General features: G+C 75.0%; 20 protein-coding genes and 1 riboswitch. Of the genes, 9 read left to right on the forward strand and 11 right to left on the reverse strand.

The window, feature by feature from the left end; translation table 11 throughout:
* Positions 1–42: 42 nt before the first annotated feature.
* The 4 genes from pknB to thiO form a co-directional block, all read right to left on the reverse strand.
* Positions 43–1830 (reverse strand): Stk1 family PASTA domain-containing Ser/Thr kinase, encoded by a 1788-nt coding sequence (gene pknB, locus ACFVVL_RS10925; RefSeq protein ID WP_387673554.1) that lies wholly within the window; start codon positions 1828–1830, stop codon positions 43–45.
* Between the two features lie 125 nt (positions 1831–1955).
* Positions 1956–2753: a thiazole synthase gene (locus tag ACFVVL_RS10930; protein WP_380286869.1), complete on the reverse strand. Its 798-nt coding sequence runs from the start codon at positions 2751–2753 to the stop codon at positions 1956–1958.
* Between the two features lie 3 nt (positions 2754–2756).
* The gene (thiS, locus tag ACFVVL_RS10935) at positions 2757–2978 is read right to left on the reverse strand and encodes a sulfur carrier protein ThiS (RefSeq protein WP_380284762.1); all 222 of its coding nucleotides are present in this window, start codon (positions 2976–2978) and stop codon (positions 2757–2759) included.
* Positions 2975–4138: a glycine oxidase ThiO gene (gene thiO, locus ACFVVL_RS10940; protein ID WP_387673312.1), complete on the reverse strand. Its 1164-nt coding sequence runs from the start codon at positions 4136–4138 to the stop codon at positions 2975–2977. The genes thiS and thiO overlap by 4 nt, the downstream gene beginning before the upstream one ends.
* Positions 4130–4242, reverse strand: a riboswitch (TPP riboswitch). It overlaps the preceding gene by 9 nt.
* Before the next feature lie 259 nt (positions 4243–4501).
* Between thiO and ACFVVL_RS10945 the strand changes: the two genes are divergently transcribed.
* The 3 genes from ACFVVL_RS10945 to thiE are packed head-to-tail and all read left to right on the forward strand — an operon-like array spanning position 4502 to position 6811.
* Positions 4502–5731, forward strand: coding sequence for an NAD(P)/FAD-dependent oxidoreductase (locus ACFVVL_RS10945; protein ID WP_387673315.1), 1230 nt, complete (start codon positions 4502–4504; stop codon positions 5729–5731).
* 58 nt (positions 5732–5789) lie between these two features.
* A complete protein-coding gene (locus ACFVVL_RS10950; RefSeq protein WP_380286865.1) occupies positions 5790–6155 on the forward strand; it encodes an Rv2175c family DNA-binding protein in 366 nt (121 codons plus the stop codon).
* Positions 6152–6811: a thiamine phosphate synthase gene (gene thiE, locus ACFVVL_RS10955; RefSeq protein ID WP_380286864.1), complete on the forward strand. Its 660-nt coding sequence runs from the start codon at positions 6152–6154 to the stop codon at positions 6809–6811. Before ACFVVL_RS10950 ends, thiE begins: the two co-directional genes overlap by 4 nt.
* 121 nt (positions 6812–6932) lie before the next feature.
* On the opposite strand, the gene ACFVVL_RS10960 is transcribed toward thiE, so the two are convergent.
* The gene (locus ACFVVL_RS10960; protein WP_380286863.1) at positions 6933–8039 is read right to left on the reverse strand and encodes a polyprenyl synthetase family protein; all 1107 of its coding nucleotides are present in this window, start codon (positions 8037–8039) and stop codon (positions 6933–6935) included.
* A 222-nt stretch (positions 8040–8261) separates the two neighbouring features.
* On the opposite strand from ACFVVL_RS10960, the gene metF reads away from it, so the two are divergent.
* Positions 8262–9176, forward strand: a complete 915-nt coding sequence (gene metF / locus ACFVVL_RS10965) for a methylenetetrahydrofolate reductase [NAD(P)H] (RefSeq protein ID WP_387673319.1) — start codon at positions 8262–8264, stop codon at positions 9174–9176.
* A gap of 122 nt (positions 9177–9298) precedes the next feature.
* On the forward strand, positions 9299–10168 hold the full coding sequence (locus tag ACFVVL_RS10970; protein WP_387673322.1) for a hypothetical protein: 870 nt from the start codon (positions 9299–9301) through the stop codon (positions 10166–10168).
* Positions 10169–11257: 1089 nt separating this feature from the next.
* Here ACFVVL_RS10970 and ACFVVL_RS10975 read toward each other — a convergent pair.
* Both ACFVVL_RS10975 and ACFVVL_RS10980 read right to left on the reverse strand, forming a co-directional pair.
* Positions 11258–12763: a phytoene desaturase family protein gene (locus ACFVVL_RS10975; RefSeq protein WP_387673325.1), complete on the reverse strand. Its 1506-nt coding sequence runs from the start codon at positions 12761–12763 to the stop codon at positions 11258–11260.
* 10 nt (positions 12764–12773) lie between these two features.
* Positions 12774–13439 (reverse strand): DUF4126 domain-containing protein, encoded by a 666-nt coding sequence (locus ACFVVL_RS10980; protein ID WP_387673328.1) that lies wholly within the window; start codon positions 13437–13439, stop codon positions 12774–12776.
* A gap of 486 nt (positions 13440–13925) precedes the next feature.
* On the opposite strand from ACFVVL_RS10980, the gene ACFVVL_RS10985 reads away from it, so the two are divergent.
* The 3 genes from ACFVVL_RS10985 to ACFVVL_RS10995 all read left to right on the forward strand — a co-directional run bounded on the left by ACFVVL_RS10985 (position 13926) and on the right by ACFVVL_RS10995 (position 16240).
* Positions 13926–14570, forward strand: coding sequence for an SAV_6107 family HEPN domain-containing protein (locus tag ACFVVL_RS10985; RefSeq protein ID WP_387673330.1), 645 nt, complete (start codon positions 13926–13928; stop codon positions 14568–14570).
* Positions 14571–14667: 97 nt separating this feature from the next.
* The gene (locus ACFVVL_RS10990) at positions 14668–15420 is read left to right on the forward strand and encodes a methyltransferase domain-containing protein (RefSeq protein ID WP_380286856.1); all 753 of its coding nucleotides are present in this window, start codon (positions 14668–14670) and stop codon (positions 15418–15420) included.
* Between the two features lie 430 nt (positions 15421–15850).
* Positions 15851–16240, forward strand: a complete 390-nt coding sequence (locus ACFVVL_RS10995) for a DUF3040 domain-containing protein (protein WP_380286855.1) — start codon at positions 15851–15853, stop codon at positions 16238–16240.
* Positions 16241–16435: 195 nt separating this feature from the next.
* Here the strand turns inward: ACFVVL_RS10995 and ACFVVL_RS11000 are convergent, their stop codons facing one another.
* The 4 genes from ACFVVL_RS11000 to ACFVVL_RS11015 all read right to left on the reverse strand — a co-directional run bounded on the left by ACFVVL_RS11000 (position 16436) and on the right by ACFVVL_RS11015 (position 22112).
* Positions 16436–18898, reverse strand: a complete 2463-nt coding sequence (locus ACFVVL_RS11000) for a transglutaminaseTgpA domain-containing protein (RefSeq protein WP_387673334.1) — start codon at positions 18896–18898, stop codon at positions 16436–16438.
* On the reverse strand, positions 18895–20217 hold the full coding sequence (locus ACFVVL_RS11005; protein ID WP_380286853.1) for a DUF58 domain-containing protein: 1323 nt from the start codon (positions 20215–20217) through the stop codon (positions 18895–18897). The genes ACFVVL_RS11000 and ACFVVL_RS11005 overlap by 4 nt, the downstream gene beginning before the upstream one ends.
* A 1-nt stretch (position 20218) precedes the next feature.
* The gene (locus tag ACFVVL_RS11010) at positions 20219–21268 is read right to left on the reverse strand and encodes an AAA family ATPase (protein WP_380286852.1); all 1050 of its coding nucleotides are present in this window, start codon (positions 21266–21268) and stop codon (positions 20219–20221) included.
* Positions 21269–21569: 301 nt separating this feature from the next.
* Complete coding sequence (locus ACFVVL_RS11015) at positions 21570–22112, reverse strand: beta-class carbonic anhydrase (RefSeq protein ID WP_387673338.1); 543 nt, start codon at positions 22110–22112, stop codon at positions 21570–21572.
* 508 nt (positions 22113–22620) lie between these two features.
* Here ACFVVL_RS11015 and rsmH point away from each other — a divergent pair.
* Entirely contained in the window at positions 22621–23595 is a 975-nt protein-coding gene (gene rsmH, locus ACFVVL_RS11020) for a 16S rRNA (cytosine(1402)-N(4))-methyltransferase RsmH (RefSeq protein ID WP_387673341.1), read from the forward strand.
* The last annotated feature ends 105 nt before the right edge of the window (positions 23596–23700 follow it).

The following is a 23700-nucleotide window of genomic DNA, read 5'->3' on the forward strand; positions in this document are numbered from 1 at the left end:
TCCCGCCCGGCCGGTCCCGCCCGGCCGGTACCGGCCCCGGGCCTAGAGGAACGGGAAGTTGACCGTGACCACGGTGCGCTGCGGGCGGCGCTCGCCCGCCGCCGGGGACTGGCCGGTCACCTTGCCGGTGCCGAACAGGTTGACCCCGTTGCTCTGCATCGAGAACCCGGCCGCCTGGAGCGCCTTCTCCGCGGCCTCCTTGGACATCCCGGTGACGTCCGGGACCGGCACCATGCCCTTGCTGACCACCAGCGCGACCGGCGTGTTCTCCGGCACCTGCTGCCCGGCCGCCGGCGAACTGCTGATCACCGAGCCCTCGGCGACGGTGTCGTTGTAGGTCTCGGTGACCGTGCCGGCCGTCAGCTGCGCCCCGGTCAGCGCCGACGCGGCCTGCGCGGACGGGCGGCCGACCACGTCGGGCACGGCGATCCGCTTGGGCCCGCGCGAGACGGTGAGGGTGACGGCGTCGCTCTTCCTGGTCCGGGTGCCCACCCCGGGGGTGGCCGCCATCACCTGGCCGGCCGGGACGGACTCGCTGTACACCTCGGAGACCTTGCCGTGCATGCCGGCGGCGTCCAGGATCCGCTCCGCCTCGGTCCGGTTCTTGCCGAGCACGCCCGGCACGGTGCCGTACACGGCGCCGGAGATCGCGTACGTCGCCCCGCCGACCAGCAGGGCCACGGCGAGGACCACGGCCGTCCAGATCAGCGGTCCGCGCGGCAGCCGGCGGGCGCCGGAGCGGGTGCGCCGGGCGCGCGGCGGGCGCGGGGCGCGCTCCGGCGGCGGCTCGTCGTACGGGCGCGGCTCGGTGAGCAGCTGGTCCATGACGTCCGGCGGCACGTCCAGCACGCTGGTGCGCTCGACCGGGGGCGGCAGCAGCACCGGGGTGAGCACCGAGGTCGCCTCGCCGGCCGGGTACCCCGGGCCGGGGCGGGTGGCGGCGGGCGGTTCGGCGTCCAGCTGGTCCGGGGTGAGCCCGCGGCGGACCCGCTGGAGCGCGGCGAGCAGCTCGACCGCGTCGTGCGGGCGGTGCGCGCGGTCCCGGGCGCAGGCGCCCGCCACTATGGCGTCCAGCTCGGGCGTCACCCCGGGGACGGCGGCGGACGGCGGCGGAATGTCCTCGTGCAGGTGGCGGTACATCACCTGGACGGGGTTCTCGCCGGTGTGCGGGCGGGAGCCGGTGAGCATCTCGTACAGCAGGATGCCCGCCGCGTAGACGTCCACCCGCTGGTCGGTCTCGGCGCCGGGGCGGATCTGTTCGGGCGCGAGGTAGGAGACGGTGCCGAGCACGGTGCCGGCGGTCGCGGTGGTGGAGGTGGTGGCGCCGTCGGCGGCGTTCAGCACCCGGACCAGGCCGAAGTCGGCGACCTTCACCAGGCCGTCGTCGGTGATCAGCACGTTCTCGGGCTTGACGTCGCGGTGCACCAGACCGGCCCGGTGGGCCGCGCCGAGGGCGGCGAGCACCGGTTCCAGGACGTCCAGGGCGGCCCGGACGGAGAGCGCGCCGCGGTCGCGCAGGAGGTCCCGCAGGGTGCCGCCGGGCACGTACTCCATGGCGAGGAAGACGTGCCCGGCGTCGGCGCCCTGGTCGAAGACGTTGACGACGTTGGGGTGGGCGAGCCGGGCGACGGCCTTGGCCTCGCGGATGAAACGGGTGGTGAACGCGGTGTCGCCGGCCAGCGAGGGGTGCATCACCTTGAGCGCCACGATCCGGTCGAGCCGGGTGTCGTTGCCCTGGTAGACGGTGGACATCCCGCCCGCGGCGATCCGCCGCTCGACCCGGTACCGGCCGTCGAGCAGGGTACCGATCAGGGGGTCGCGCAATGCCATGTCCACCCGGCGAGTCTAGGGCGTGGGGGTGCGCCGGCCCCGGGGGACACCGCCCTCGGGGCCGCTCTGTGCCCGGTTTGTGACACCAGGATGATGATCGGATCTTTATCCGGAATGTCGGTCGCTCAGAAAGCCGGGTGCTCGCGGGTGTCCAGATCGGCGCGGCCGGCCATCGCGGAGGACGCCTCGGCGTGGAACCGGCGCGGGATCCGGCCGGCCCGGTGGGCGAGGCGGCCGGCCTCGGCGGCGTGCCGCATCGCGTCGGCCATCAGCACCGGGTCCTGGGCCCGGGTGACGGCGGACGCCAGCATCACCGCGGCGCAGCCCAGCTCCATCGCCAGCGCCACGTCCGAGGCGGTCCCGGCGCCGGCGTCCAGGATCACCGGGACGCCCGCGCCCTCCACGATCAGCTGGAAGTTGTGCGGGTTGCGGATGCCGAGGCCGGAGCCGATCGGCGAGCCCAGCGGCATGATCGCCGCGCAGCCGACGTCCTCCAGCTTGCGGGCCAGCACCGGGTCGTCGTTGGTGTACGGCAGCACGGTGAAGCCGTCGTCGACCAGCGTCTCGGCGGCGTCCAGCAGCTCGATCGGGTCCGGCAGGAGGGTCCGCTCGTCGGCGATCACCTCCAGCTTCACCCAGTCCGTGCCGAGCGCCTCGCGGGCCAGCCGGGCCGTCAGCACGGCCTCGCCGGCGGTGAAGCAGCCGGCCGTGTTGGGCAGCACCCGGATGCCGTTGCGGGTCAGCACGTCGAGCACCGAGCCCCGGGTGCCGGCGTCCACCCGGCGCATCGCCACCGTGGTCAGCTCGGTGCCGGACACCCGGAGCGCCTGCTCCAGGACCTCCAGGCTGGGGGCGCCGCCGGTGCCCATGATCAGCCGGGAGGAGAAGGACGTCCCGGCGATGGTGAGAAGGTCGTCGGCCATCGGTCAGCCCCCCTGGACGGCGGTGAGGATCTCGATCCGGTCGCCCGCCGACAGCGGCGTGCGCGGCCATTCGGCACGCGGCACCACGGCCTCGTTCAGCGCGGCCGCGACGCCGGAGTGCGCCTGGCTGAGGGTGGCGACCACCTCGGCGAGGGTGGTCGAGGCGGGCACCTCGCGGGGCTCGCCGTTGACGCTCAGGGGGATGTCGCTCGTGCGGGGGCTCATGCCGGGACCTTCGTGAATCGGGTGGGGGAGAACGGGAGGGCGAGCTCCGGCAGGGTGCCGGTGGCCAGGTACTCGGCCAGCACGTCGCCGGTGACGGGCGTCAGCAGGACGCCGTTGCGGTAGTGGCCGGTGGCGGCGACCAGCCCGGGCAGCGCGGTCGGGCCGAGCAGCGGCGCGTTGTCCGGCGAGCCGGGCCGCAGCCCGGCGCCGGTCTCCACCAGTGGCAGCTCGGTGATGCCGGGGACCAGCTCGTGCGCGTCGCGCAGCAGCTCGTACACCCCGCCGGCGGTCACCGTGGTGTCGTGGCCCTGCTCCTCGGTGGTCGCGCCGACCACCAGCTCGCCGTTCTCGCGCGGCACCAGGTAGAGGTGGCCGCCGCGGACGACGGCGCGCACGTTGCGGGAGAGGAACGGCCGGTACGCCTCGGGCACCCGCAGCCGCAGCACCTGGCCCTTGACCGGGCGGATGGCGGGCAGCACGCCCGGGGGCAGGCCGGGCAGCAGATGGCTGCGCGAGCCGGCCGCGAGCACGACCCGGTCGGCGGTGACGCTCTCCCCGGTGGCCAGCCGGGCGCCGGTCGCCCGGTCGTGCTCGACCAGCAGCTCGGCGGCCTCGGTGCGGTGCACCACCACGCCGGTGCGCCCGCACGCGTGCAGCAGGGCCTCGGCCAGCCGGCGGCCGTCGACCTGGTGGTCGTCGGTGACGTGCAGGCCGCCGCGCACGCCGGGGGCGAGCATCGGCTCCAGCCGGCGGGCCTCGCGACCGGTGAGCCACTGCGAGTCCAGGCCCAGCCGCTGGTGGAAGGCGTGCAGCTCGCGCAGCTCGGCGCGGTCGTCGGAATCCAGGGCGACGGCCAGGGTGCCGCACCGGCGGTAGCCGGTGTCCGTGCCACCGCTCGCCTCGGTGAGTTCGGCGGCGAAGGCCGCGTACCGCTCGTTGGAGGCCATCCCGAGGCGCAGCAGCGGCTCCTCGCCGTACTGGAGTTCGGTGACCGGGGCGAGCATGCCCGCCGCGACCTGGGCGGCGCCGTGGCCCGGCCGGGGGTCGACCACGACGACGCGCAGTCCGCGCTGGGCCGCCCGCCAGGCGACGACGAGTCCGATGATCCCACCGCCGATGACCAGCACCTCGGCGTGGGCGCCCCGTCCCAGGCGTGTCAAAGCTGTTCTCCCTTCGCCGGAATGACCCGGATCAGGTTCGGACGGTCGCAGGCCGTGCCAGCCCGCCTCTCAGCCCGGTGCGCCGGGCTCCCGTGATGGTGCCCCCACCTTAACTCCGGGCGGCGTCGCCCCTGAAGGCGCCCGCGAAGGGGGCGGCCCGGACGGGCCCCGGGGCCCGTCGTCGGGCCCCCGCCTGCCGGGCGGCGCGCCGCCGGCCCTGCGGCCGGGAGGTGCCCCCCGCCTCCGCTTCGGGACGCACGCACCCGGACGCCGCCCGGCCCGCCCTCCGGGCGGACGACGACGGGGGTGTGAGGACGAGCCCTCGGTCCGGAGAGCTCGGACCGGGCTCAGTACAGTGACGGCGTGGCTGAGCTGAGCGGAACGGGACAGACGGATCGGGTGGTCGTGGTCGGCGCCGGGCTGGCCGGGGCGCAGTGCGCCGCGGTGCTGCGGCGCGACGGCTTCCAGGGGCGGATCACGCTGGTCGGCGAGGAGCCGCACGCGCCGTACGACCGGCCGCCGCTCTCCAAGGACGTCCTGCTCGGCAAGGCCGACAGCACCGCCCTGGACCTCGACTTCGCCGGGCTCGACGTCGAACTGCTGACCGGCCGCCGGGCCACCGGCCTCACCCCCGGCGGCCCCGGCGGCGCGGGCGTGCTGCACACCGACGCCGGGAACGAGCCGTACGCCGCGCTGGTGATCGCCACCGGCGCCGAGCCGCGCGCCCTGCCCGGCGCCGAGCGCGCCCACCTGCTGCACAACCTGGACGACGCGCTCGCGCTGCGCGCCCTGCTCCGCCCCGGCCTGCGCCTGGTGCTGGTCGGCGCGGGCTGGATCGGCGCCGAGGTGGCCACCGCCGCCCGGACGGCCGGCTGCGAGGTGACCGTCGTCGAGGCCGGCCCGGCGCCCGTCCCCGGCGCGCTGCCCGCGGAGGTCGGCCGGGCGATGGCCGCCTGGTACGCCGAGGCCGGGGTGGACCTGCGCTGCGGCACCGGCGTCGCCGCCGTCGAGCCGGGCGCGGTGCTGCTCGCCGACGGCTCGCACCTGCCCGCCGACGAGGTGGTGGTCGGCATCGGCGCCCGCCCGGCCACCGGCTGGCTGTCCGGCACCGGGGTCGCCCTGGACGCGGCCGGCGCCGTCCTGGTCGACGAGCGGCTGCGCACCACCGTGCCCGGCGTCCTCGCGGCCGGCGACTGCGTCAGCTACCCCTCGGCGCGCTCCGGCACCCGGCTCACCGTCCAGCACTGGGACCACGCGCTGCAGTCCGGCGAGGCGGTCGCCGCCACCCTGCTCGGCGCGGACGCGCCGCCGTACGACCCGGTGCAGTACTTCTGGTCCGAGCAGTTCGGGCGGATGGTCCAGTACGCCGGGCGGCACGGCGCGGACGACGAGCTGCTGTGGCGCGGTTCGCCGCAGGACCCGGACTGGTCGGTGCTGTGGCTGCGCGACGGCGTCCTGCGGGCGCTGCTCGCGGTGGACCGGCCGCGCGACCTCACCCAGGGCCGTCGGCTGGTCGAGCGCGGAGCCGTGCTCGACCCGGCCCGCGCCGCCGATCCGGCGGTCCCGCTGAAGGCGGCCCTGGCCGCCGGGTAGCGCGGGGCGGCGGACCCGTTGGTGCGCGGCGGGCCGCCGAGGTGGCAGTCTGGTGCTTGTGAGTGAGATCGAAGCCAAGATTGAAGCCCTGGTCCCCGCGTGGCTGTACCTCCCCGACATCTCCGAGAAGTGGGGTGTGGTGGTCACCGAGGTCCGCAACATGGTCAAGAAGGGTGACCTGATCGCCGTCCGGCGCGGCCCCAACAAGTCGCTGCAGGTCCCGGCGGCGTTCATCGACGAGACCGGCCCGGTCAAGCACCTGGTCGGCACGCTGACGGTGCTGCGCGACAGCGGGTTCAGCGACGAGGAGGCCCTCGTGTGGATGTTCACCGAGGACCCGTCGCTGCCCGGCACCCCCGTCCAGGCGCTCTGGGAGAACCGGGCCACCGAGGTCAAGCGCCGCGCCCAGGCGATGGCGCTGTGACCGACCCGGCCGCGACCGACCGCCGCGCCCGGCTCGCCGGCGCCCGGCTCTACCTGTGCACCGACGCCCGGCGCGAGCGCGGCGACCTCGCCGAGTTCCTGGACGCCGCGCTGGCGGGCGGCGTGGACATCGTCCAGCTCCGGGACAAGGGCCTGGAGGCCCGGCAGGAGCTGGCGGCGCTGGAGGTCTTCGCCGACGCCTGCCGCCGCCACGGCAAACTGCTCGCCGTCAACGACCGCGCCGACGTCGCCCACGCGGCCGGCCCGGACGTGCTGCACCTCGGGCAGGACGACCTGCCGGTGCCCGCCGCCCGGGCGATCATCGGCGAGGACGTGCTGATCGGACGGTCCTGCCACGCGGAGTCCGAGGTGGACGCGGCCGCCGCCGAGCCCGGCGTCGACTACTTCTGCACCGGGCCGGTCTGGCCGACCCCGACCAAGCCGGGCCGCCCCGCGCCGGGCCTCGGCCTGGTCGAGTACGCGGCGAAGCTGGGGACCGCGCGGCCGTGGTTCGCCATCGGCGGCATCGACCTCGGCAACCTGGACGAGGTGCTGGCCGCCGGCGCCCGCCGGGTGGTGGTGGTGCGGGCCATCACCGCCGCGGAGGACCCGGGGGCCGCGGCCGCCGAGTTCGCCCGCCGGCTGCGCGAGGTCTGACCGGCGGGGCCGCCGCCGTCCGTTCCGTACGCGCTGCCCCGGGGGCGCCCGGCGCCCTTCCCGGCTGCGTGTCAGTCCCGGCAGGTACCTGCCGGTATCTGTCAGTACCTGCCGGTACCTGTCAGTACTTGCGGACGGTGGCGGCCTCGGCCAGCGCCAGCAGCGTCGTGCGGGCCGCCGGGTCCGCCAGCGGGGCCGCCTCCAGTGCGGCCAGCGCCTGGCGCAGCAGCTCCTCGATCCGCTGCTCCACTCGCTCCGGCGCGCCGCTGCGGGCCACCAGCTCCCGCAGCCCGGCGACCTCCCCGGCGGTCAGGTCCGGCGCGCCCAGGCGCTCGTCCAGGTGCCGCGCCTCACCGGCCGGCAGCCCCCGCATGGCGTGCGCGACCAGCAGCGTCCGCTTGCCCTCGCGCAGGTCGTCGCCGGCCGGCTTGCCGGTGACCGCCGGGTCGCCGAACACGCCGAGCAGATCGTCCCGCAGCTGGAACGCCTCGCCCAGCGGCAGGCCGAACGCCCCGTACGCCTCCACCAGCCGGGACGGGGCGCCCGCCAGCAGCGCGCCGACCTGCAGCGGTCGCTCGATCGTGTACTTGGCCGACTTGTAGTGCAGGACGGTCTGCGCCCGCTCCAGGGCGCCCTCGTCGGCGGAGTCCCCGGCGACCGGCTCCAGGACGTCCAGGTACTGGCCGACCATGACCTCGGTGCGCATCAGGTCGAACACCGGCTTGGCGGCCAACACCGCGGCCGGCTCCAGGCCGCAGTTCAGGAACAGCTCGTCGCACCAGATCAGCAGCAGGTCGCCGAGCAGCACCGCCGCCGAGGCGCCGTACTGCTCGCGGTCGCCGCGCCAGCCGCGCTCGCGGTGCATCCCCTCGAAGCGGCGGTGCACCGAGGGCAGGCCGCGGCGGGTGTCGCTGCGGTCCATGAGGTCGTCGTGGACGAGCGCGCTGGCCTGCAGCAGCTCCAGGGCCGCCGCCGCCCGGGCGATCCCCTCGCCGGCCGCCGGGCCGCCGGCACCGCGCCAGCCCCAGTAGCAGAACGCCGGGCGCAGCCGCTTGCCGCCGTCCAGCAGGAAGTCGCGCAGCGCCTCGGTGACCGGCTCCAGCTGCGGGGAGACCTTGCCGAGCAGGGCCGACTGGCCGTCCATGAACCCGGCGAGGGCGGCGTTGACGCGCTCGCGCACGTCCTCCACGTCGATCGGATTGGCCGGCCGCTGGCTGGACGAGGTCACGATGGGGCTCCGGAGGTAGCTGGGGTGCAGCGCAAGCGTATCCGGGGTGGAGGGGAACAGCCGTACGCACGAGGTCAGGCCCCCGCGCGCCGGGTGGTGTTCGTACGGACACCACCGCCGGGGGCGGCGTCGTCCATCCGGAGTCCACCCCTCGTCCATCCGGCGTCTCAAAGGCTGGAACCGAGTTGTCCGTGCCCTTCCGCCGACGGCTAACCTGCCATCATGGCACTCGGTATCGCTTCGACCAGACCGGACCGCGCACAGACGGTCCGCGACCTCCTGGCAGCCGGAAAGCGGTCCTTCTCCTTCGAGTTCATGCCGCCGCGCACCGAGGTCGGTGAGCAGAAGCTCTGGGACGCCATCCGGCGGCTCGAACCGCTCGACCCCAACTTCGTCTGCATGACGTACGGCGCCGGCGGCTCCTCGCGCGAGCGCACCGTGAACATGGTCGGCCGGATCGCCACCGAGACCACGCTCACCCCGGTCGCCCACCTGACCGCCGTCGACCACTCGGTCGCCGAGCTGCGCAACATCATCGGCCAGTACGCCGACCAGGGCGTGCGCAACGTCCTCGCGGTGCGCGGCGACCCGCCCGGCGACCCGATGGGCGAGTGGATCAGCCACCCGCAGGGCGTCACCTACGCGTACGAGCTGGTCGAGCTGATCAAGGGCATCGGCGACTTCTGCGTCGGCGTGGCGGCCTCGCCCAACATGCACCCGCGCTCGACCAACTGGGACGACGACATCCGGCACTTCGTGGCGAAGATCCGCTCCGGGGCCGACTACGCCATCACCCAGATGTTCTTCGAGGTCGACGACTACCTGCGGCTGCGCGACCGGGTCTCGGCCGCCGGCTGCGACACGCCGATCATCCCGGAGATCATGCCGGTCACCAACGCCAAGCAGCTGGAGCGGTTCCCGCAGCTCAGCGGCTCGGCGTTCCCGCCGGATCTCGAAGCCCGGCTGCGCGCCGTCGTCGACGACCCGGCGGCGCTGCGCGCGATCGGCATGGAGCACGCCACCGCGATGTCCGAGCGGCTGCTCGCGGAGGGCGTCCCCGGGCTGCACTTCATCACGCTGAACCACTCGACGGCGACCCTGGAGATCTACCAGAACCTCGGTCTGCACCGGCGCTGAGCTGCGCCGCATCGCGTTCCCGCGGAGGTCGGGAACGCGATGCGGTACCCGGGCCGTTGAACCGGTACAGTCGCCGCACACGCGCGGCGGGCGCGGGCACGCGACTGGAGGTAGCGGGCGGGATGGGCATCGGATACCTGCTGCTGTACGCCGCGTTGGCGGTGGTGGCGCTCTGGCTGGTCGCCGAGCTGCTGTTCCAGAACCGGGCTCCGCTGCACTGGCGCGGACTCGCCCTCGGCGGCTTCCTCGCGGTGGCCGGCGGGATGGCCGTCGGCTCGGTCCCGGTGATCGGCGCGGGCGCCGCGATGTTCGCGGTCGGGCAGACCTTCGTGACGCTCTCGGTGAAGCGCGGGTACGCGGCCGGGTGGTCGCTGCGCGCGGCGGACGGGAGCCTGCCCGGGCCGCTCGCCAGGGTGCCGTTCCTCGGTGCGCTCACCGGTGGGGGCGCGGCGGTCGCGGCGGCGGCGGTCGCGGTGGAGCAGGTCGGCGAGGTCGGCGCGGTCGAGGAGGCCCCGGCCGCGGCGCCGGTCGCGGAGGAGACGGCCGTCGAGCAGACCGCCGCCTTCGAGATGCAGGAGCTGGCCGCCGACGGCGTGTACGCACCGGCGTACTACGAGCAGCAGCCCCAGCCCGACCCCTACGCCGCCTACCAGCAGCAGCCGCAGCCGCAGCATCAGCAGTACGGCTACGAGCAGCAGCAGTGGCAGCAGCCCGTCGGCTACGACCAGGGCTACGGCGGCTACCCCCAGCAGCAGCAGCCGCAGTACGGCTACGAGCAGCAGCCCCAGCCCGACCCCTACGCGGCCTACCAGCAGCAGCCGCAGCAGCATCAGCAGCAGTACAGCTACGAGCAGCAGCAGTGGCAGCCCACCGAGCCCCAGCCGCACCCCGACCAGCCCATCACCGGCATCCCCCAGCAACCCCAGCCGCCGCACTACGACCAGTACGGCTACCAGCAGCAGCACCCCACCTCCTGGCAGCAGCAGCCCTGACCCCCCGACTCCTGCGCGAGAAGTCGATCTACCCGACTTCCCACTCCCACGAGAGAATCTACGCGCATAGATTCGCCCGCCCGGAGCAGAAAGTCGGCCCGCCCGACTTCCCACTCCGGGCGCTCCGCCGCCGGCCGCCCGCCCCAAAAGTCGGCGAGCCCGACTTCCTACTCCGGGGTGTGGCCGCTGGCGGCCCTGACCTCGGCCAAAAAGTCGGTCCGCCTGAATCCCTGTCCCCGCAGGGCTATCTACGCGCATAGATCTGCGGCGCCCGGAGTGGAAAGTCGGCCGGACCGACTTTCTGTGCAGGGTGCCCCGCCACTGGCCGCCCGCCCCAAAAGTCGGCGGGCCCGACTTCCTGCTCCCGCAGGTGCATTTATGCGCGTAGATTCATCCGGCCCGGAGCGGAAAGTCGGCCGAACCGACTTCCTGCTCCGGGTGCCCCGCCACTGGCCGCCCGCACCAAAAGTCGGCGGGTCCGACTTCCTGCTCCGGGGCGTGGCCGCTGGCGGCCCTGGCCTCGGGCAAAATGCCCGTCCGCCTGGATCCCCGCCCCTGCAGGGCAGTCTACGCGCATAGACTTGCGTTGCCTGGAGTGGGAAGTCGGTCGGCCCGACTTTCTGTGCCAGGTGCCCTGCCGCTAACCGCCTGTGCGAAAAGTCGGCGAGGCCGACTTCCTGCTCCGGGGTGCGCTTGCCGCGGCCGGCCTGACCTTGCGTGAGAAGTCGGCCTGCCCGACTTCCTGTTCCCGCGGGCTCGTCTATGCGCGTAGATTCATCCGACCTGGAGCGGAAAGTCGGCCGGCCCGACTTTCTGTGTCGAGTGCCTGCGCCGCTGGCCGCCCGCGCGAGAAGTCGGCGAGCCTGACTTCCTGCTCCGGGGTGCGCCTGTCGGTGGCCGGCTTGGCCTCGCGCGAGAAGTCGGCCCGCCCGACGTCCTGCTCCCGTGGGGCAATCTGCGCGCGTAGATTTGCGGTGTTTGGAGTGGGAGGTCGGCGGGGTCGACTTTCTGTGTCGGGGTGCATGCCTGCTGGGGTCTGGCCTCGGGCGGGGGTTTCTATGCGCGCAGATTCGGGCGGGCGGGCGGGCTTCAGGCGGGGCCGATGAGGTTGGCGACGATGCAGGCGGACATGCCCACGCGGGCGAGGCCGCCGCCGGGGTGGGCGGCGCCGCCGGTGAGGTAGAGGCCGGGGTGGTCCTCGTTGGGGGCCTGGAGGAGGTTGCCGTCGAGGCCGGCCAGGGCGGGGGGCGGGACGGAGCCGAAGAAGGAGCCGGCCTCGCGCTCGGTGTGCTCGGGGGTCCGGACCGCCCGCCAGAGCAGCCGCTCGCGCAGGTTCAGGCCGGCCGCGTCGACGTGGTCGAGCATCCGGTCGGCGAAGGCGTCCGCCACTCCCGGCGCGCCCCAGTCGAGGTCCAGCGACGGGGTGGTCGCGGTCAGCACCACGGCCTCGTGCCCCTCCGGGTGCAGCGACGGGTCGTCCGGCCGCAGCACCTGCACGGTCGGCCGGTCGGCGAGCGGCGCGCCCGGGTCGAAGACGCCCGCCAGCTCGGCCGCAGGGTCACCGGCGTGCACCACCGTGCGGTGCGCCGTGCCCTCCGGGCGGGCGCCGCGCAGCGCGAGCAGCACGCTCACCCGGCCCGGCACCCCGTGCAGCCGGCCGGCGGCGGCGGGCCACTCGTCGGAGCTCTCCGCCGGGCCCATCCACTGGGTGTGCAGCACCCGGGCGTCGATCGAGGAGACCACCAGGTCGGCGTCGATCCGGTCGCCCTTGGTCTGCACGCCGCACACCCGGCCGTCGCGGACGACCACCTTCGCCACCGGCGTCTGGAAGCGGAACTCCACCCCGCGCTGCTCGCAGCGGCGGTGGACGGCGTCGGCCAGCGCGCGCAGGCCGCCCTTGACGTACCAGACGCCGAAGGACTGCTCCATGTACGGCAGCACGGTCGCCCCGGCGGGCGCGGTGCGCGGGTCGAGGCCGAACCGCAGGGCGTGCTCGTGCAGCAGGGCGGTCAGTCCCGGGTGCCCGCCGAGCTGTTCGGCGGCGACGTCGGCGAGCGTCCACTGGCGCGGTGCGCGCCGCCGGCCGAACAGGCCGCGCCGTGCCGGGGCGGGCACGGGGTACGGATCGGTGTGCAGCGGCGCCGGGTCGGCGGGCAGCGGCTCCTCCAGCAGCGGACGGCGGGTGGCCTCCCAGACCGTGCGGCCGTGGTTGAGCACACCGGCCCACTGCTCGCCCGCGCCCGGGCCGAAGGCCTGGTCGAGGGCCTGGACCACGCCGCCCCGGGAGGCGTTGGGCAGGGACACGGCCGTCCCGTCGGGGAACAGGTGCCGGCTCTCCGGGTCGACCGGGCCGAGTTCGACCAGCTCTTCCAGCGGCTCCCGCCCGGTCTTCAGCGCGAGGTCGCGGTAGACGGCCGGCAGGGTGAGCAGCCCGGGGCCGGTGTCGAAGGCGAAACCGTCGCGCTCGTAGCGGCCGACCATGCCCCCGTAGGTGCCACGCGCCTCGCAGACCGTCACCTTGTGCCCGAGGGTCGCCAGCCGGGAAGCCGCCGCGAGCCCGCTCATACCTGCGCCGATGATGACGATCCGTGCCATGGTTCCGATCCTAGGACCGCCGGATGCCTCCCCCGGCCACCGGCTGCCCGGCGGCGGACCCGTCGGCCCCGCCGGACCCGGCGGTACGGGCGGCTCGGGCGGCGCGGCGCTCGCGGCGGCGGGCACGGAAGGCACGGATCCGGTTGATCGCGAACCACACCAGCAGGACGCCGGCCACCAGCAGGACGGCGGCGATCGAGGCGGCCAGCCACGGGTGGAAGATCGCCAGCGTGACCAGTCCGGCCACCGAGAGGTCCTCGGCGAGCGAGACCACGATGTTGCTGGCCGGCTCGGGGGAGGTGTTGACCGCCATCCGCAGCGAGGCCTTCACCAGATGGCTGACCAGCGCCGTGGTGCCGCCCATCGCACCCGCCGCGACCTCGCCCAGCGACCCCGGGTCGGCGGAGGCGAGCAGCGCGCCGACGGTCGCGCCCGCGACCGGCCGGATCACCGTGTGGGCGACGTCCCAGACGCTGTCCACGTACGGGATCTTGTCGGCCACCGCCTCCAGCAGGAACAGCGCCGCGGCCGCCAGCAGCACATCGGTGCGCTCCAGGGCGGCCGGCACCGACTCGGCCCCGGCGAACCGGCCCAGCAGACCGAGCAGCAGCACCACCGCGTAGGCGTTGATCCCGCTCGCCAGTCCGCTGGTGAAGATCAGCGGGACGATCGTCATCCGTTTCCCCGTCCGTTCCTGCTCGCAGTGCCCGCCGGGGTCGGCCCGGCTCGCCGTACCGTACCGGGACGCCGCCGGCGGGGCCGGTGGTTCCCGTCCGGACCGTCTGAGTACGGATACTCAGACGGTCGATTGAGTACCTGCGCGGATGCCCTCCGACCTGCGCGGACGCCACAGTGGTCACACCGGGTCGGCGGCGCGTCGGGCGCCCCGCCCCGGAGGAGCGGACGGCCGGCGCAACGCCGCGGGCCCGTCCGCACCGGAGCCGGCCGGAGGCTGCGCACCGCCGGCACGGGGCGGCGGAGCGGGCCACGGGGGAGCCGGCGCCCGGGGGGACCGGGACGTTCCGAAGCGCCGTCCGTGGGGGACGGCGCTTCGGGGACCGGCCGGGCGGGAGCACCGCGGGGCCCGATTGTCAGTGGTGCCGTTCACGATGGAGGGGCACGGGCCACCCGGCCCGCGCGCTGCCTCGGAACGGGGGAGACCATGACCATCAGCCACCCTGAGCCCGTCACCGCCCGCCTCCACTCCGCCGCCTACCGACCGGGGAGCGCCGCGCGCCCCTCCGCCCACCGGCCGTCCGCCGGTGCCGACGTGCACCCGGTGCTGCGCCGGAGCGCCGCCCCGCCCGCCGCGCTCGACCTGCTCGCCGAGGCCCACCGCACCCTGGCCCGGGCCCGCACCCTGGAGGACCCGCTGGAGCGGTACGCCGCCGCGCACCTCGCGGCGCTGCGCACCGTCGCGGCGGTGCTGGCCGTGCGCGGGCGTCCGGAGAAGAGCGAGCGGCGGCGCCGGGCAATCCGCAGCGCCTGGGAGGTCCTGCCCGAGGTGGCCCCCGAACTCGCCGAGTGGGCGCCGTACTTCGCGGCGGGCGCGCGCCGCCGGGCGGCCGCCGAGGCGGGCATCCGGGGTTCGGCCTCGGCCCGGGACGCGGACGACCTGGTCCGCAACTCGGCGCTGTTCCTGCGCCTGGTCGAGCGCCTGCTCGGTCTGCACGTCGCCCCGCCCGCCCCGCGGCTGCCGCTGGACGGCGTGGACGGCGTGGACGGCGTCGACGGAGCGGACGGCGTGGACGAGGCCGGCGGCCGGCCGTCGGACGCTCCGCCGGGGGAGGTGCGCGAGGCCGGGTGAGGGAAGCGGCGGCCGAACGGCGGCCGGGGCGGACCGTGCCTGGTGGCCTAAGGTGGAGGCAACCTGATCGACACTGCACGTGCCAAGGAGCCCCGCCTTGTACCCGACGCGTCCCCGCAGCGCCCTGCGTACCGCCGTGGTGTGGGAGGTGGTGCGCGCCGCCCTGGAGAAGCGGGTGGCCGAGCTGGACCAGCCGGTGCTCGACGTCGTGGACACCGGCGGCGGCACCGGCAACTTCGCCGTGCCGGTGGCCCGGCTGGGCCACCGGGTGACCGTGGTCGACCCGAGCCCGGACGCGCTGTTCGCGCTGGAGCGCCGGGCCGCCGAGGCCGGCGTGACCGATCTGGTGCGCGCCGTGCAGGGCGACACCCAGACCCTCCCCGAGCTGGTCGCGCCCGGCAGCGTCGACGCGGTGCTCTGCCACGGCGTGCTGGAGGTCGTCGACGACCCGGCCGAGGCGCTCGGCAGCCTGGCCGGCACCCTGCGCCGGGGCGGTTTCGTGAGCCTGCTGGCCGCCAACCGCAACGGCGCCGTGCTCGCCCGGGCGCTCGGCGGCCACTTCGACGACGCCCGCGCGGTGCTGGCCGCCGCCGACGGCCGCTGGGGCGCGAACGACCCGATGCCGCGCCGCTTCACCGCCGACGAGCTGGACCGGCTGACGGCCGGCGCCGGGCTGCGGGTGGAGTCGGTGCACGGCGTGCGGGTCTTCGCCGACCTGGTGCCGGGCGTCCTGGTGGACACCGAGCCGGGCGCGCTCGACGCGCTGCTCAAGCTGGAGGAGGCCGCCGCCGGGCAGCCCGCCTTCCACGCGGTGGCGACCCAGCTCCACCTGCTGGCCACCCTGGGCTGACCGGACGGCCGACCGCCGTTCGCCGACGGACTTCCTTCCGTTCGCCGACGGACTTCCTTCCGTTCGCCGACGGATCTCCGGCGCGCCCCCCGCCCGTCTCCCCGCCTTCTCCCCGGGATCTCCCCAGGTCCGGGCCGATTCCAACGGATCGGGCACTTGTCCGGCGTCCTCCGCGTTGGGGAGAGTGCGGCGAGGAGCCGCCGAAGTGGCCGGGTCCACGCGTGGTCGACCGCTCCGCGAAGGGCCCGTGGACCGTATGATCTGGGTAAAGCCGGAAAGCATGACCGCCGGATGCTCGGGGCATATGGACGACACGGGCCCGGGCCCCCGCACAGGCGTCCGACCGCGTGTTCTGAAGGCTGATTGGACTTGCCACCCCGACCGGGGCGGCGGACCGGTCGCACCCGCGACCGACGAGTAGGAGGACTCCGTGCCGCTCTCGGAGCACGAGCAGCGACTGCTCGACCAGATGGAGCGAGCGCTGTATGCCGAAGATCCCAAATTCGCGTCTGCGCTTGAGGGAAGCGGTCTGCGCACCTACACCCGCCGACGGGTCTACCTGGCCGTCGGCGGCTTCGTGGTCGGCATCGGCCTGCTGATGGGCGGCATGGTCGTCGACCAGATCTGGGTCAGCGTGGTGGGCTTCCTGGTGATGCTCGGATGCGCCGTCTTCGCGGTGACGGGCTGGCGCCGTGCCCCCGCCGGCCAGGCGCAGCGCTCCGGCGGCCAGGCCGCCGCGCCCCGCCGCAAGGCCGGGATGATGGACCGGGTCGAGCAGCGCTGGCAGCGTCGGCGGGACGAGCAGACCGGCGGGTTCTGAGGCCCGCGGCCACCCCGCGGCCATCCGGCGAACCATCCCACGGAGACCATCCCCCGGAGACCTCACGGCCCGTACCGCCGGACGGTACGGGCACCGGTACGCACAGCGGAACGGACACCTGAACGGACACCGGAACGCACACCGCGAGGGCGGGCAGTCGCTCGACTGCCCGCCCTCGCGGTGCGTCCGGGTCCGTCAGGACTCCCCGCCGCCCGGGCCGCGGCGCCGGCGCCGGGTCAGGACCCGGCGGACCGGTCCGGTGACCGCCCCGGCCGCCCGCGCGACCAGCGCGCCGGTCCGCAGCCGGACGGTCAGCACTGCGTCCGAGATCCGCCACCGCAGCTGGGCGGAGGACGGCGGCAGCAGCAGCGCCCTGATCCGGCCCCGTCGTCCGACCCGCGCCCGCAGTCCGGCCCGGGCGGTCCGGACGTCGGCCGCCAGCGGTTCGCCGACCTGCGCGGAGCGGGCGTAGAGCACCCGCTCGGTGGCCAGCGCCACCCGGCCGGCGGCCGCCGCCGAGGCCTCGTCCAGCTCGCCGGTCTCGACGATCCGGCGGGCGGCGGCGCGCGGGGTGCGCGATTCGTCCGGCGGGATGCCGAGGTCCCAGGCGGAGTCGATCAGCTCGTCCCAGGCGGCCAGCACCTGGGCGTCGGTGAGCCCGTCCGGTCCCGGCCCGCCCGGCCCGCCCGGCCCGCCGAGGCCGCGCCGCCCGCCCGTGCCGAGCCGGCGCCGCCGCAGCAGGGCGCGCCAGACCATCGGGGTGAGCAGGAGCACCAGCCCGAGCAGGGCGACGGCCAGCGCGGCCAGGGTCTTGCCGGAGGGCAGGGCGAACCCCTGGTCGGTGCCGGCCGCGGTGTCGCGCCGGTCGCCGCAGTCGCCGGTGCGGCGCAGCTTGGCGTCGCAGTCGGGGTTGGCGGACGGCGTGTCGACCGGCGCGGTGGCCTGCGGCTGCGGGGCCGGGGCGGTGGTCGGCTGGGTGGCCGGGGCGGAGACCGGGTCGGAGTAGTCGGGCTGGACGCCGCGGGTCGGGGTGGGCTCGAAGCGCAGCCAGCCGTAGCCCTCGAAGTACAGCTCGGGCCAGGCGTGGTACATCGCGTCGGTCACCGAGTAGACGTTGCCGCCCTTGGTGTCGCCGGGGGTGAAGCCGAGCGCGACGCGGGAGGGGACGCCGAGGTAGCGGGCCATCACCGCCATGGTGGAGGCGAAGTGGACGCAGAACCCGCGGCGGCGGGCGAGGAAGTCCGCCATCGCGTCGCCGCCGCTGTCGGTCCTGGTGGTGGCGTCGTAGGTGAACTCCGGGCCGGTGAACCAGGCACGCAGCGCGTCCATCTTGTCGTACTGGGTCGGTGCGTTCTTGGTGATGTCGAGCGCCGTCTGCTTGACCACGGGGGGCAGCTCGGGGACGTTGAGGTACTGCCGGGAGATCCGCTCGGCCGGCTTGGGCGCGCTGCGCAGGCTGGTGGCGGTGGGCTGCACCTCCAGGCCGGTGGCCGTGTACTTGAGGCCCTTGATCGCCTTGTCCTTGGCGGGGAGCACGCTGGCGGTGGCCGGGTCGAGCTGCCAGGCGGAGTTGTCGCGCAGGTTGACCGTCCGCGCCGGGTAGGGCAGCGGCAGCCAGGCGTCGTCCAGCCGGTTGCCGATCATGACCTCGGTCTTGGCCTCCGGCACGTCGACCGGCCCCAGGCCCTCGGGGGCGGGCAGGGCACCGGTGAACGGCACGGTGTTCGACGAGCCGCGCTTCCAGGTCTCGCCGTCGAAGACGTCCAGCGCCCCGGTGCGCAGGTAGGTGGAGCCGGCTGACTTGCTCTCCGACCAGTAGGTGAACAGCTCGATGTGACGGGGGTTGGGCAGCGCCCCGGTCAGCGCGACCAGCGGGTCGAGGCTGCTGGCGCCCGCGCCGCCGTGCCGGCCGGCGGCCGTGCCGGAGCCGCTGTGCAGCAGACCCGAGCCCCAGCGCGGCAGGAAGGCCGGCAGCAGCAGGGCGAGCACGAGCGCCACCACGCCGACCTGCCGGCCGCCCTGGCCGAGGGCGGCGAGGCCGCCGCCCTCACCGCGTTCGGCGCCGCGGAAGATCCGGCCCCAGCGGGAGACCCGGTCCTGGCCCTCGGCGAAGAGCAGCAGCAGGTAGCCGGCGGCGGCGGTGGCGAACCAGAGCCAGCTGCTCTGGTCGCCGGCCAGGCCGTTGCCGACCGAGTAGAGGGCGAGCAGCGGCAGCCCGGCCAGCGCCGAGCGGCGGTAGGTGACCGCGACGGTGTCCACCGCGACGGCGATCAGGCCGACCGAGCCGACCAGGATCATCCGCAGGCCGGGGTTGGGCGGGGCGGGGATGGCGTAGTCACGGACGTCGGTGAACCCCTGGCCGAGGACCCGGCCGAGGGTGCGGACCGATTCGGTGCCGGGCACCACGCCGCCGAAGACCGCGGAGGAGGAGGCGAAGCCGAGCAGCAGCAGGACGAACAGCACCAGCAGCTGGCCGAGCGGCACGGTCCACCGGTAGAACGGCGTGCGCCGCAGTCCGGCGCCCACCAGCGCGAGGACCGCCACCACCAGGTAGGCGTGGACGATCCAGCCCCTGGAGGTCAGCAGCGGGGTCAGGCAGAGCGCGGCCAGGGCGGTCGCCAGCGCCGAGTACACGGTCAGTTTGGCCCGGGTGGTCACGCGCCGGCCTCCTCTCGGTAGGGGGCGGACGACTCGGCCCGGTCGGCGGCCCGCCACAGCTCGGGGACGGAGTCGCCGGCGCGGACGGTGAGCACCGTCCAGCCGGCCTCGCGCAGCCGGCGGGCCCGGTCGCGGAACTCCTCGCCGCCGGTGTCGGGGGCGAGCAGGCGCAGCCCGGCCCAGGTGCCGGTGTCGAGCAGGAAGGCGACGGCGCCGCCGGTGCGGTTGCGCAGCCGGGCGAGCCGGGCGGTCTGCTCCTCGTCGAGTTCGCCGAGGACGGCCACCAGCAGGCCCTCGCCGCCGGAGCGCAGCGGCTCCTCGGCGCGGGAGAGCCCGGCGCCGTCGGAGAGGTCGACGACGGCGAGCGCGTCCAGGATGACGCCGGAGGTGACGGCGGCGCCGTGCCCGCCGTCGCCCTCGATGCCGGGCACGGCGTGGCCGGTGTCGGTGAGCAGCCGGGTCTGGTAGCCGCGCTCCAGCAGGTGCACGGCGACGGAGGCGGCGCAGCCGACGGCCCATTCGAAGGATGAGGCCGGGCCGCTGCCGCGGTGGCCGGTCTCGCGGGTGTCCAGCAGGACGGTGGCGCGGGCCCGGCGGGGCTGCTCCTCGCGCCGGACCATCAGCTCGCCGTAGCGGGCGGTGGACTTCCAGTGCACCCGGCGCAGGTCGTCGCCGGCCCGGTACTCGCGCAGGATGACGTCGTCGTCGCCGGCCAGCGCGAGGGAGCGGGTGTGGCTCTCGCCCTGCCCGGCCCACTCGCCGCTGAGCCGCACGTGCGGCAGCGCCAGCACCTGCGGGACGACGGTGAGCACGTCGGAGGCGGAGAACGAGCGGTTCAGCTCGCACATCCCGAACGGGTCGGAGAGCCGCAGCTGGAGCGGGCCGAGCGGGTAGCGGCCGCGCAGGTCGGAGCGGACCCGGTAGGAGACCTCGCGGTGGCCGCGCGGCTCGACCCGGTCCAGCACGAACCGCGGGCGCGGCCCGAGCACGTACGGGACCTTGTCCTCCAGCAGCAGCAGGCCGGTGGGGACCCGCGAGACGTTGTCCACCCGCAGGTGCACCCGGGCCTCCTGGCCGGCCACCGCGCGGTGCGGGGTGAGCCGGCGTCCGCTGGCGACCCGGTAGCGGGTGTTGGCCAGCAGCATCGCGGCGGCCAGCGGCAGCACGGCGAGCAGGACGCCGACGCGCAGCAGCGCGTCCTGGCCGAGCAGGTACGCGCAGACCACGGCGGTCAGCCCGGCGGCGAGGAAGGATCGGCCGCGGGTGGTGAGGCCGCGCAGGCCGGCGCGCAGGCCCGACGGTTCGTCGGACGGGCCCACCTCAGCCCCTCCGGACGGCGGTGCCGCCCTGCTGCGGGCGCGGCAGCGGCAGGCGGGCGACCAGGTCGGCGACGATCTGCTCGGCGGTGCGGCGGCTGAGCTGGGTCTCGGCGGTGGGCATCAGGCGGTGGGCGAGCACCGGGACGGCGAGGCGCTGGATGTCGTCCGGGGTGACGTAGTCGCGGCCGTCCAGGGCGGCGGCGGCGCGGGCCGCCCGGACCAGGTGCAGGGTGGCGCGCGGCGAGGCGCCGAGCCGCAGCTCGTGGCTGTTGCGGGTGGCGGCGACCAGGTCGACGGCGTAGCGGCGGACCGGGTCGGCGACGTGCACGGTGCGGACCAGGTCGATCAGCTTGAGGATGTCGGCGGCGTGCGCGACCGGCTGCAGGTCGTCCAGCGGGCTGGCGCCGGCGTGCACGTCGAGCATCGCGAACTCGGCCTCGGGGCTGGGGTAGCCCATCGAGATCCGGGCCATGAAGCGGTCCCGCTGGGCCTCCGGGAGGGGGTAGGTGCCCTCCATCTCGACCGGGTTCTGGGTGGCGACGACCATGAACGGCGAGGGCAGTTCGTAGCTGGTGCCGTCGATGGTGACCTGGCGCTCCTCCATCGACTCCAGCAGCGCGGACTGGGTCTTGGGCGAGGCCCGGTTGATCTCGTCGCCGACCACGATCTGGGCGAAGATCGCACCGGGGCGGAACTCGAAGTCGCGCTGCTGCTGGTCGAAGATGTTGGTGCCGGTGACGTCCGAGGGCAGCAGGTCCGGGGTGAACTGGATGCGTCGCACGGTGCAGTCGACGGACCGGGCGAGGGCCTTGGCGAGCATGGTCTTGCCGACGCCGGGCACGTCCTCCAGCAGCAGGTGGCCCTCGGCGAGCAGGACGGTCAGGGCGATCCGCACGGCCTCCGGCTTGCCCTCGATCACGCTCTCGATGTTGCCGCGGACGCGGTCGACGACGGCGGCGAGTTCCGGCAGGCCGACCGGAGCGTACCCCGCGGCCTCCTGGTCGCCCCCCGCACGACCGTTGAGACCGGCCTGATCGCTGTAGCTCGTCACCCGTTCGCTCCCTGGCACACCACGACCGGCTCCGTCCGAGCCCGGCCCCACCCCATGCTGGACGCGGCCCCTCCGGGCGCGGTTCCGCGTGCGGGAGCCGGGTGCCGGAGTACGGCCTGCGGCTGGCCGCCCCAGGTGGTTCGAGGTCAGACCGGCAGGCGCATTCTCCCCCCTGCGGAGGCCAGAAGTCACCACTTGGAAGGGCCGCGCAGCTCGGCCGGGGGCCCGGCGGGCCCGGACGGGCCGCTCGGACGGGCCGGTCGGGCAGGGATCGGTCGGGCAGGGATCGGTCGGGCCGGGATCAGTCGATCTCGCGCAGCAGGCCGGTGTGGACGTCGAACACGAAGCCGCGCACGTCGTCGGTGTGGAGCAGGAAGGGGGAGGTGCGCACCCGCTGCATCGACTGGCGGACGTCGCCGTCCAGGTCGACGAAGGCCTCGACCGCCCACTGCGGGCGCTGGCCGACCTCCAGCTCCAGCTCGCGCCGGAAGTCCTCGGTCAGGCCGAGCAGGCCGCAGCCGGTGTGGTGGATCAGGGCGATCGAGCGGGTGCCCAGGGCCCGCTGGCTGATGGTGAGGGAGCGGATGGTGTCGTCGGTGACCACACCGCCCGCGTTGCGGATGACGTGGGCGTCGCCGAGTTCGAGGCCGAGTGCGGCGAACAGGTCGAGACGGGCGTCCATGCAGGCCACCACGGCGATCCGCTGGACCGGGCGGGCGTCCATGCCGCCGTCGCGGAAGGTCACCGCGTACGCGCGGTTGGCGGCGACGAAACGGTCGATGACGGTCGGTGGGGCGGGGTCGGCAGCGGCGGTCGGCCCGGGCCGGTCGGGAGTCACTGTCATGGGGGAGACGTTAGTGCGATTTCCCGGTGTGCGGTGGGGCTGATTGCTACAGAGCGGGCGCCTGTTGCCGAGGGCATCCCGACAACGGCCGGACGGGGTCCGTGTGCGCCACCCGGGTGGTGCACCGGGCCCCTGGCATGTGCCACGAGCACCCCCGCGACCTGCGGTGATCCGTACCGCCGCCCGGGTGGTGCGCCGGAGCGGGCCATTGACTGACGGGGCGTGCGCGATAGAGTTGCGGCGCAGTGGAGCACACCCGCCGAGGCCCGTCAACCGGGCCTTTCCGGCCGTGCGGTGACCGACGCGGCCCGTGGCCTCCACCCGCTCTCCGTGCCACCTGGCGCACCTTCCCCGGCGCCGGGCGGTCACGACCTTCCCCTCGGAGCGGGCGGGGACCACGGGCCGCGCGGCCCGGCCCGAGCGACGGCTCCACCTCCCGGTGGGACAGAATGGTCGGAGCTCCCCGGACGTCGGGCGGCTTTCGCACCGAGGAAGGGCGCCACAGCGCATGACCACCAACGAGCCGGCACCCAAGCACGTCCCGGTGATGCTGCAGCGGTGCATGGACGCGCTGGCCCCGGCGATCTCCCGGCCCGGCGCGGTGGTGGTGGACGCCACCCTCGGCCTCGGCGGTCACAGCGAGGCGCTGCTCACCCAGTTCCCGGAGGTCCGGCTGATCGCGGTGGACCGCGACCCGGCGGCGCTGAAGCTCTCCGGCGAGCGGCTGGCCCGCTTCGGCGACCGGGCGACCCTGGTGCACGCCGTCTACGACGAGATCCCCGAGGTGCTGGACCGGCTGGACGTCCCCGCGATCGACGGCATCCTCTTCGACCTCGGTGTCTCCTCGATGCAGCTGGACGAGGCCGACCGCGGCTTCGCCTACTCCCAGGACGCGCCGCTGGACATGCGGATGGACCAGACCCGGGGGATCAGCGCGGCCGAGGTGCTGAACACCTACAGCCACGGCGAGCTGGCCCGGATCCTCAAGTTCTACGGCGAGGAGCGGTTCGCCGGCAAGATCGCCTCGGTCATCGTCCGGGAGCGCGAGAAGGAACCGTTCACCACCAGCGCGCGTCTGGTCGAGTTGGTGCGCAGTGCCATCCCGGCCGCCACCCGCCGCACCGGCGGGAACCCGGCCAAGCGGACCTTCCAGGCGCTGCGGATCGAGGTCAACGGCGAGCTGGAGGTCCTGGACCGGGCGATCCCCGGGGCGCTGGACGTCCTGGCGCTCGGCGGGCGGATCGTCGTGATGTCGTACCAGTCGCTGGAGGACCGCCTGGTCAAGCAGTACTTCGCGGCCGGCGCCACCAGCACCGCCCCGCCGGGGCTGCCGTTCGTCCCCGAGGAGCACCAGCCCTGGCTGAAGCTGATCACTCGCGGTGCCGAGTTGGCCACGGAGGAGGAGATCGAGGAGAACCGGCGCGCCGCGCCCGTGCGGCTGCGGGTGGCGGAGAGGATCAGGGACCGAAGCACCCGGCGCTGACCGGCACCGGGGCGGTCCGAAGGGCGGAGGAAAGACAGTGGGGCCGGTGGCCGGAGGCGGGGCGGGGGGCCGTTTGCTCCCCGGGCAGAGCGGCAGGGCGCGGAT

It is taken from the genome of Kitasatospora sp. NPDC058115, assembly GCF_042884635.1.
In the GTDB taxonomy this organism is placed as follows: Bacteria; Actinomycetota; Actinomycetes; order Streptomycetales; family Streptomycetaceae; genus Kitasatospora.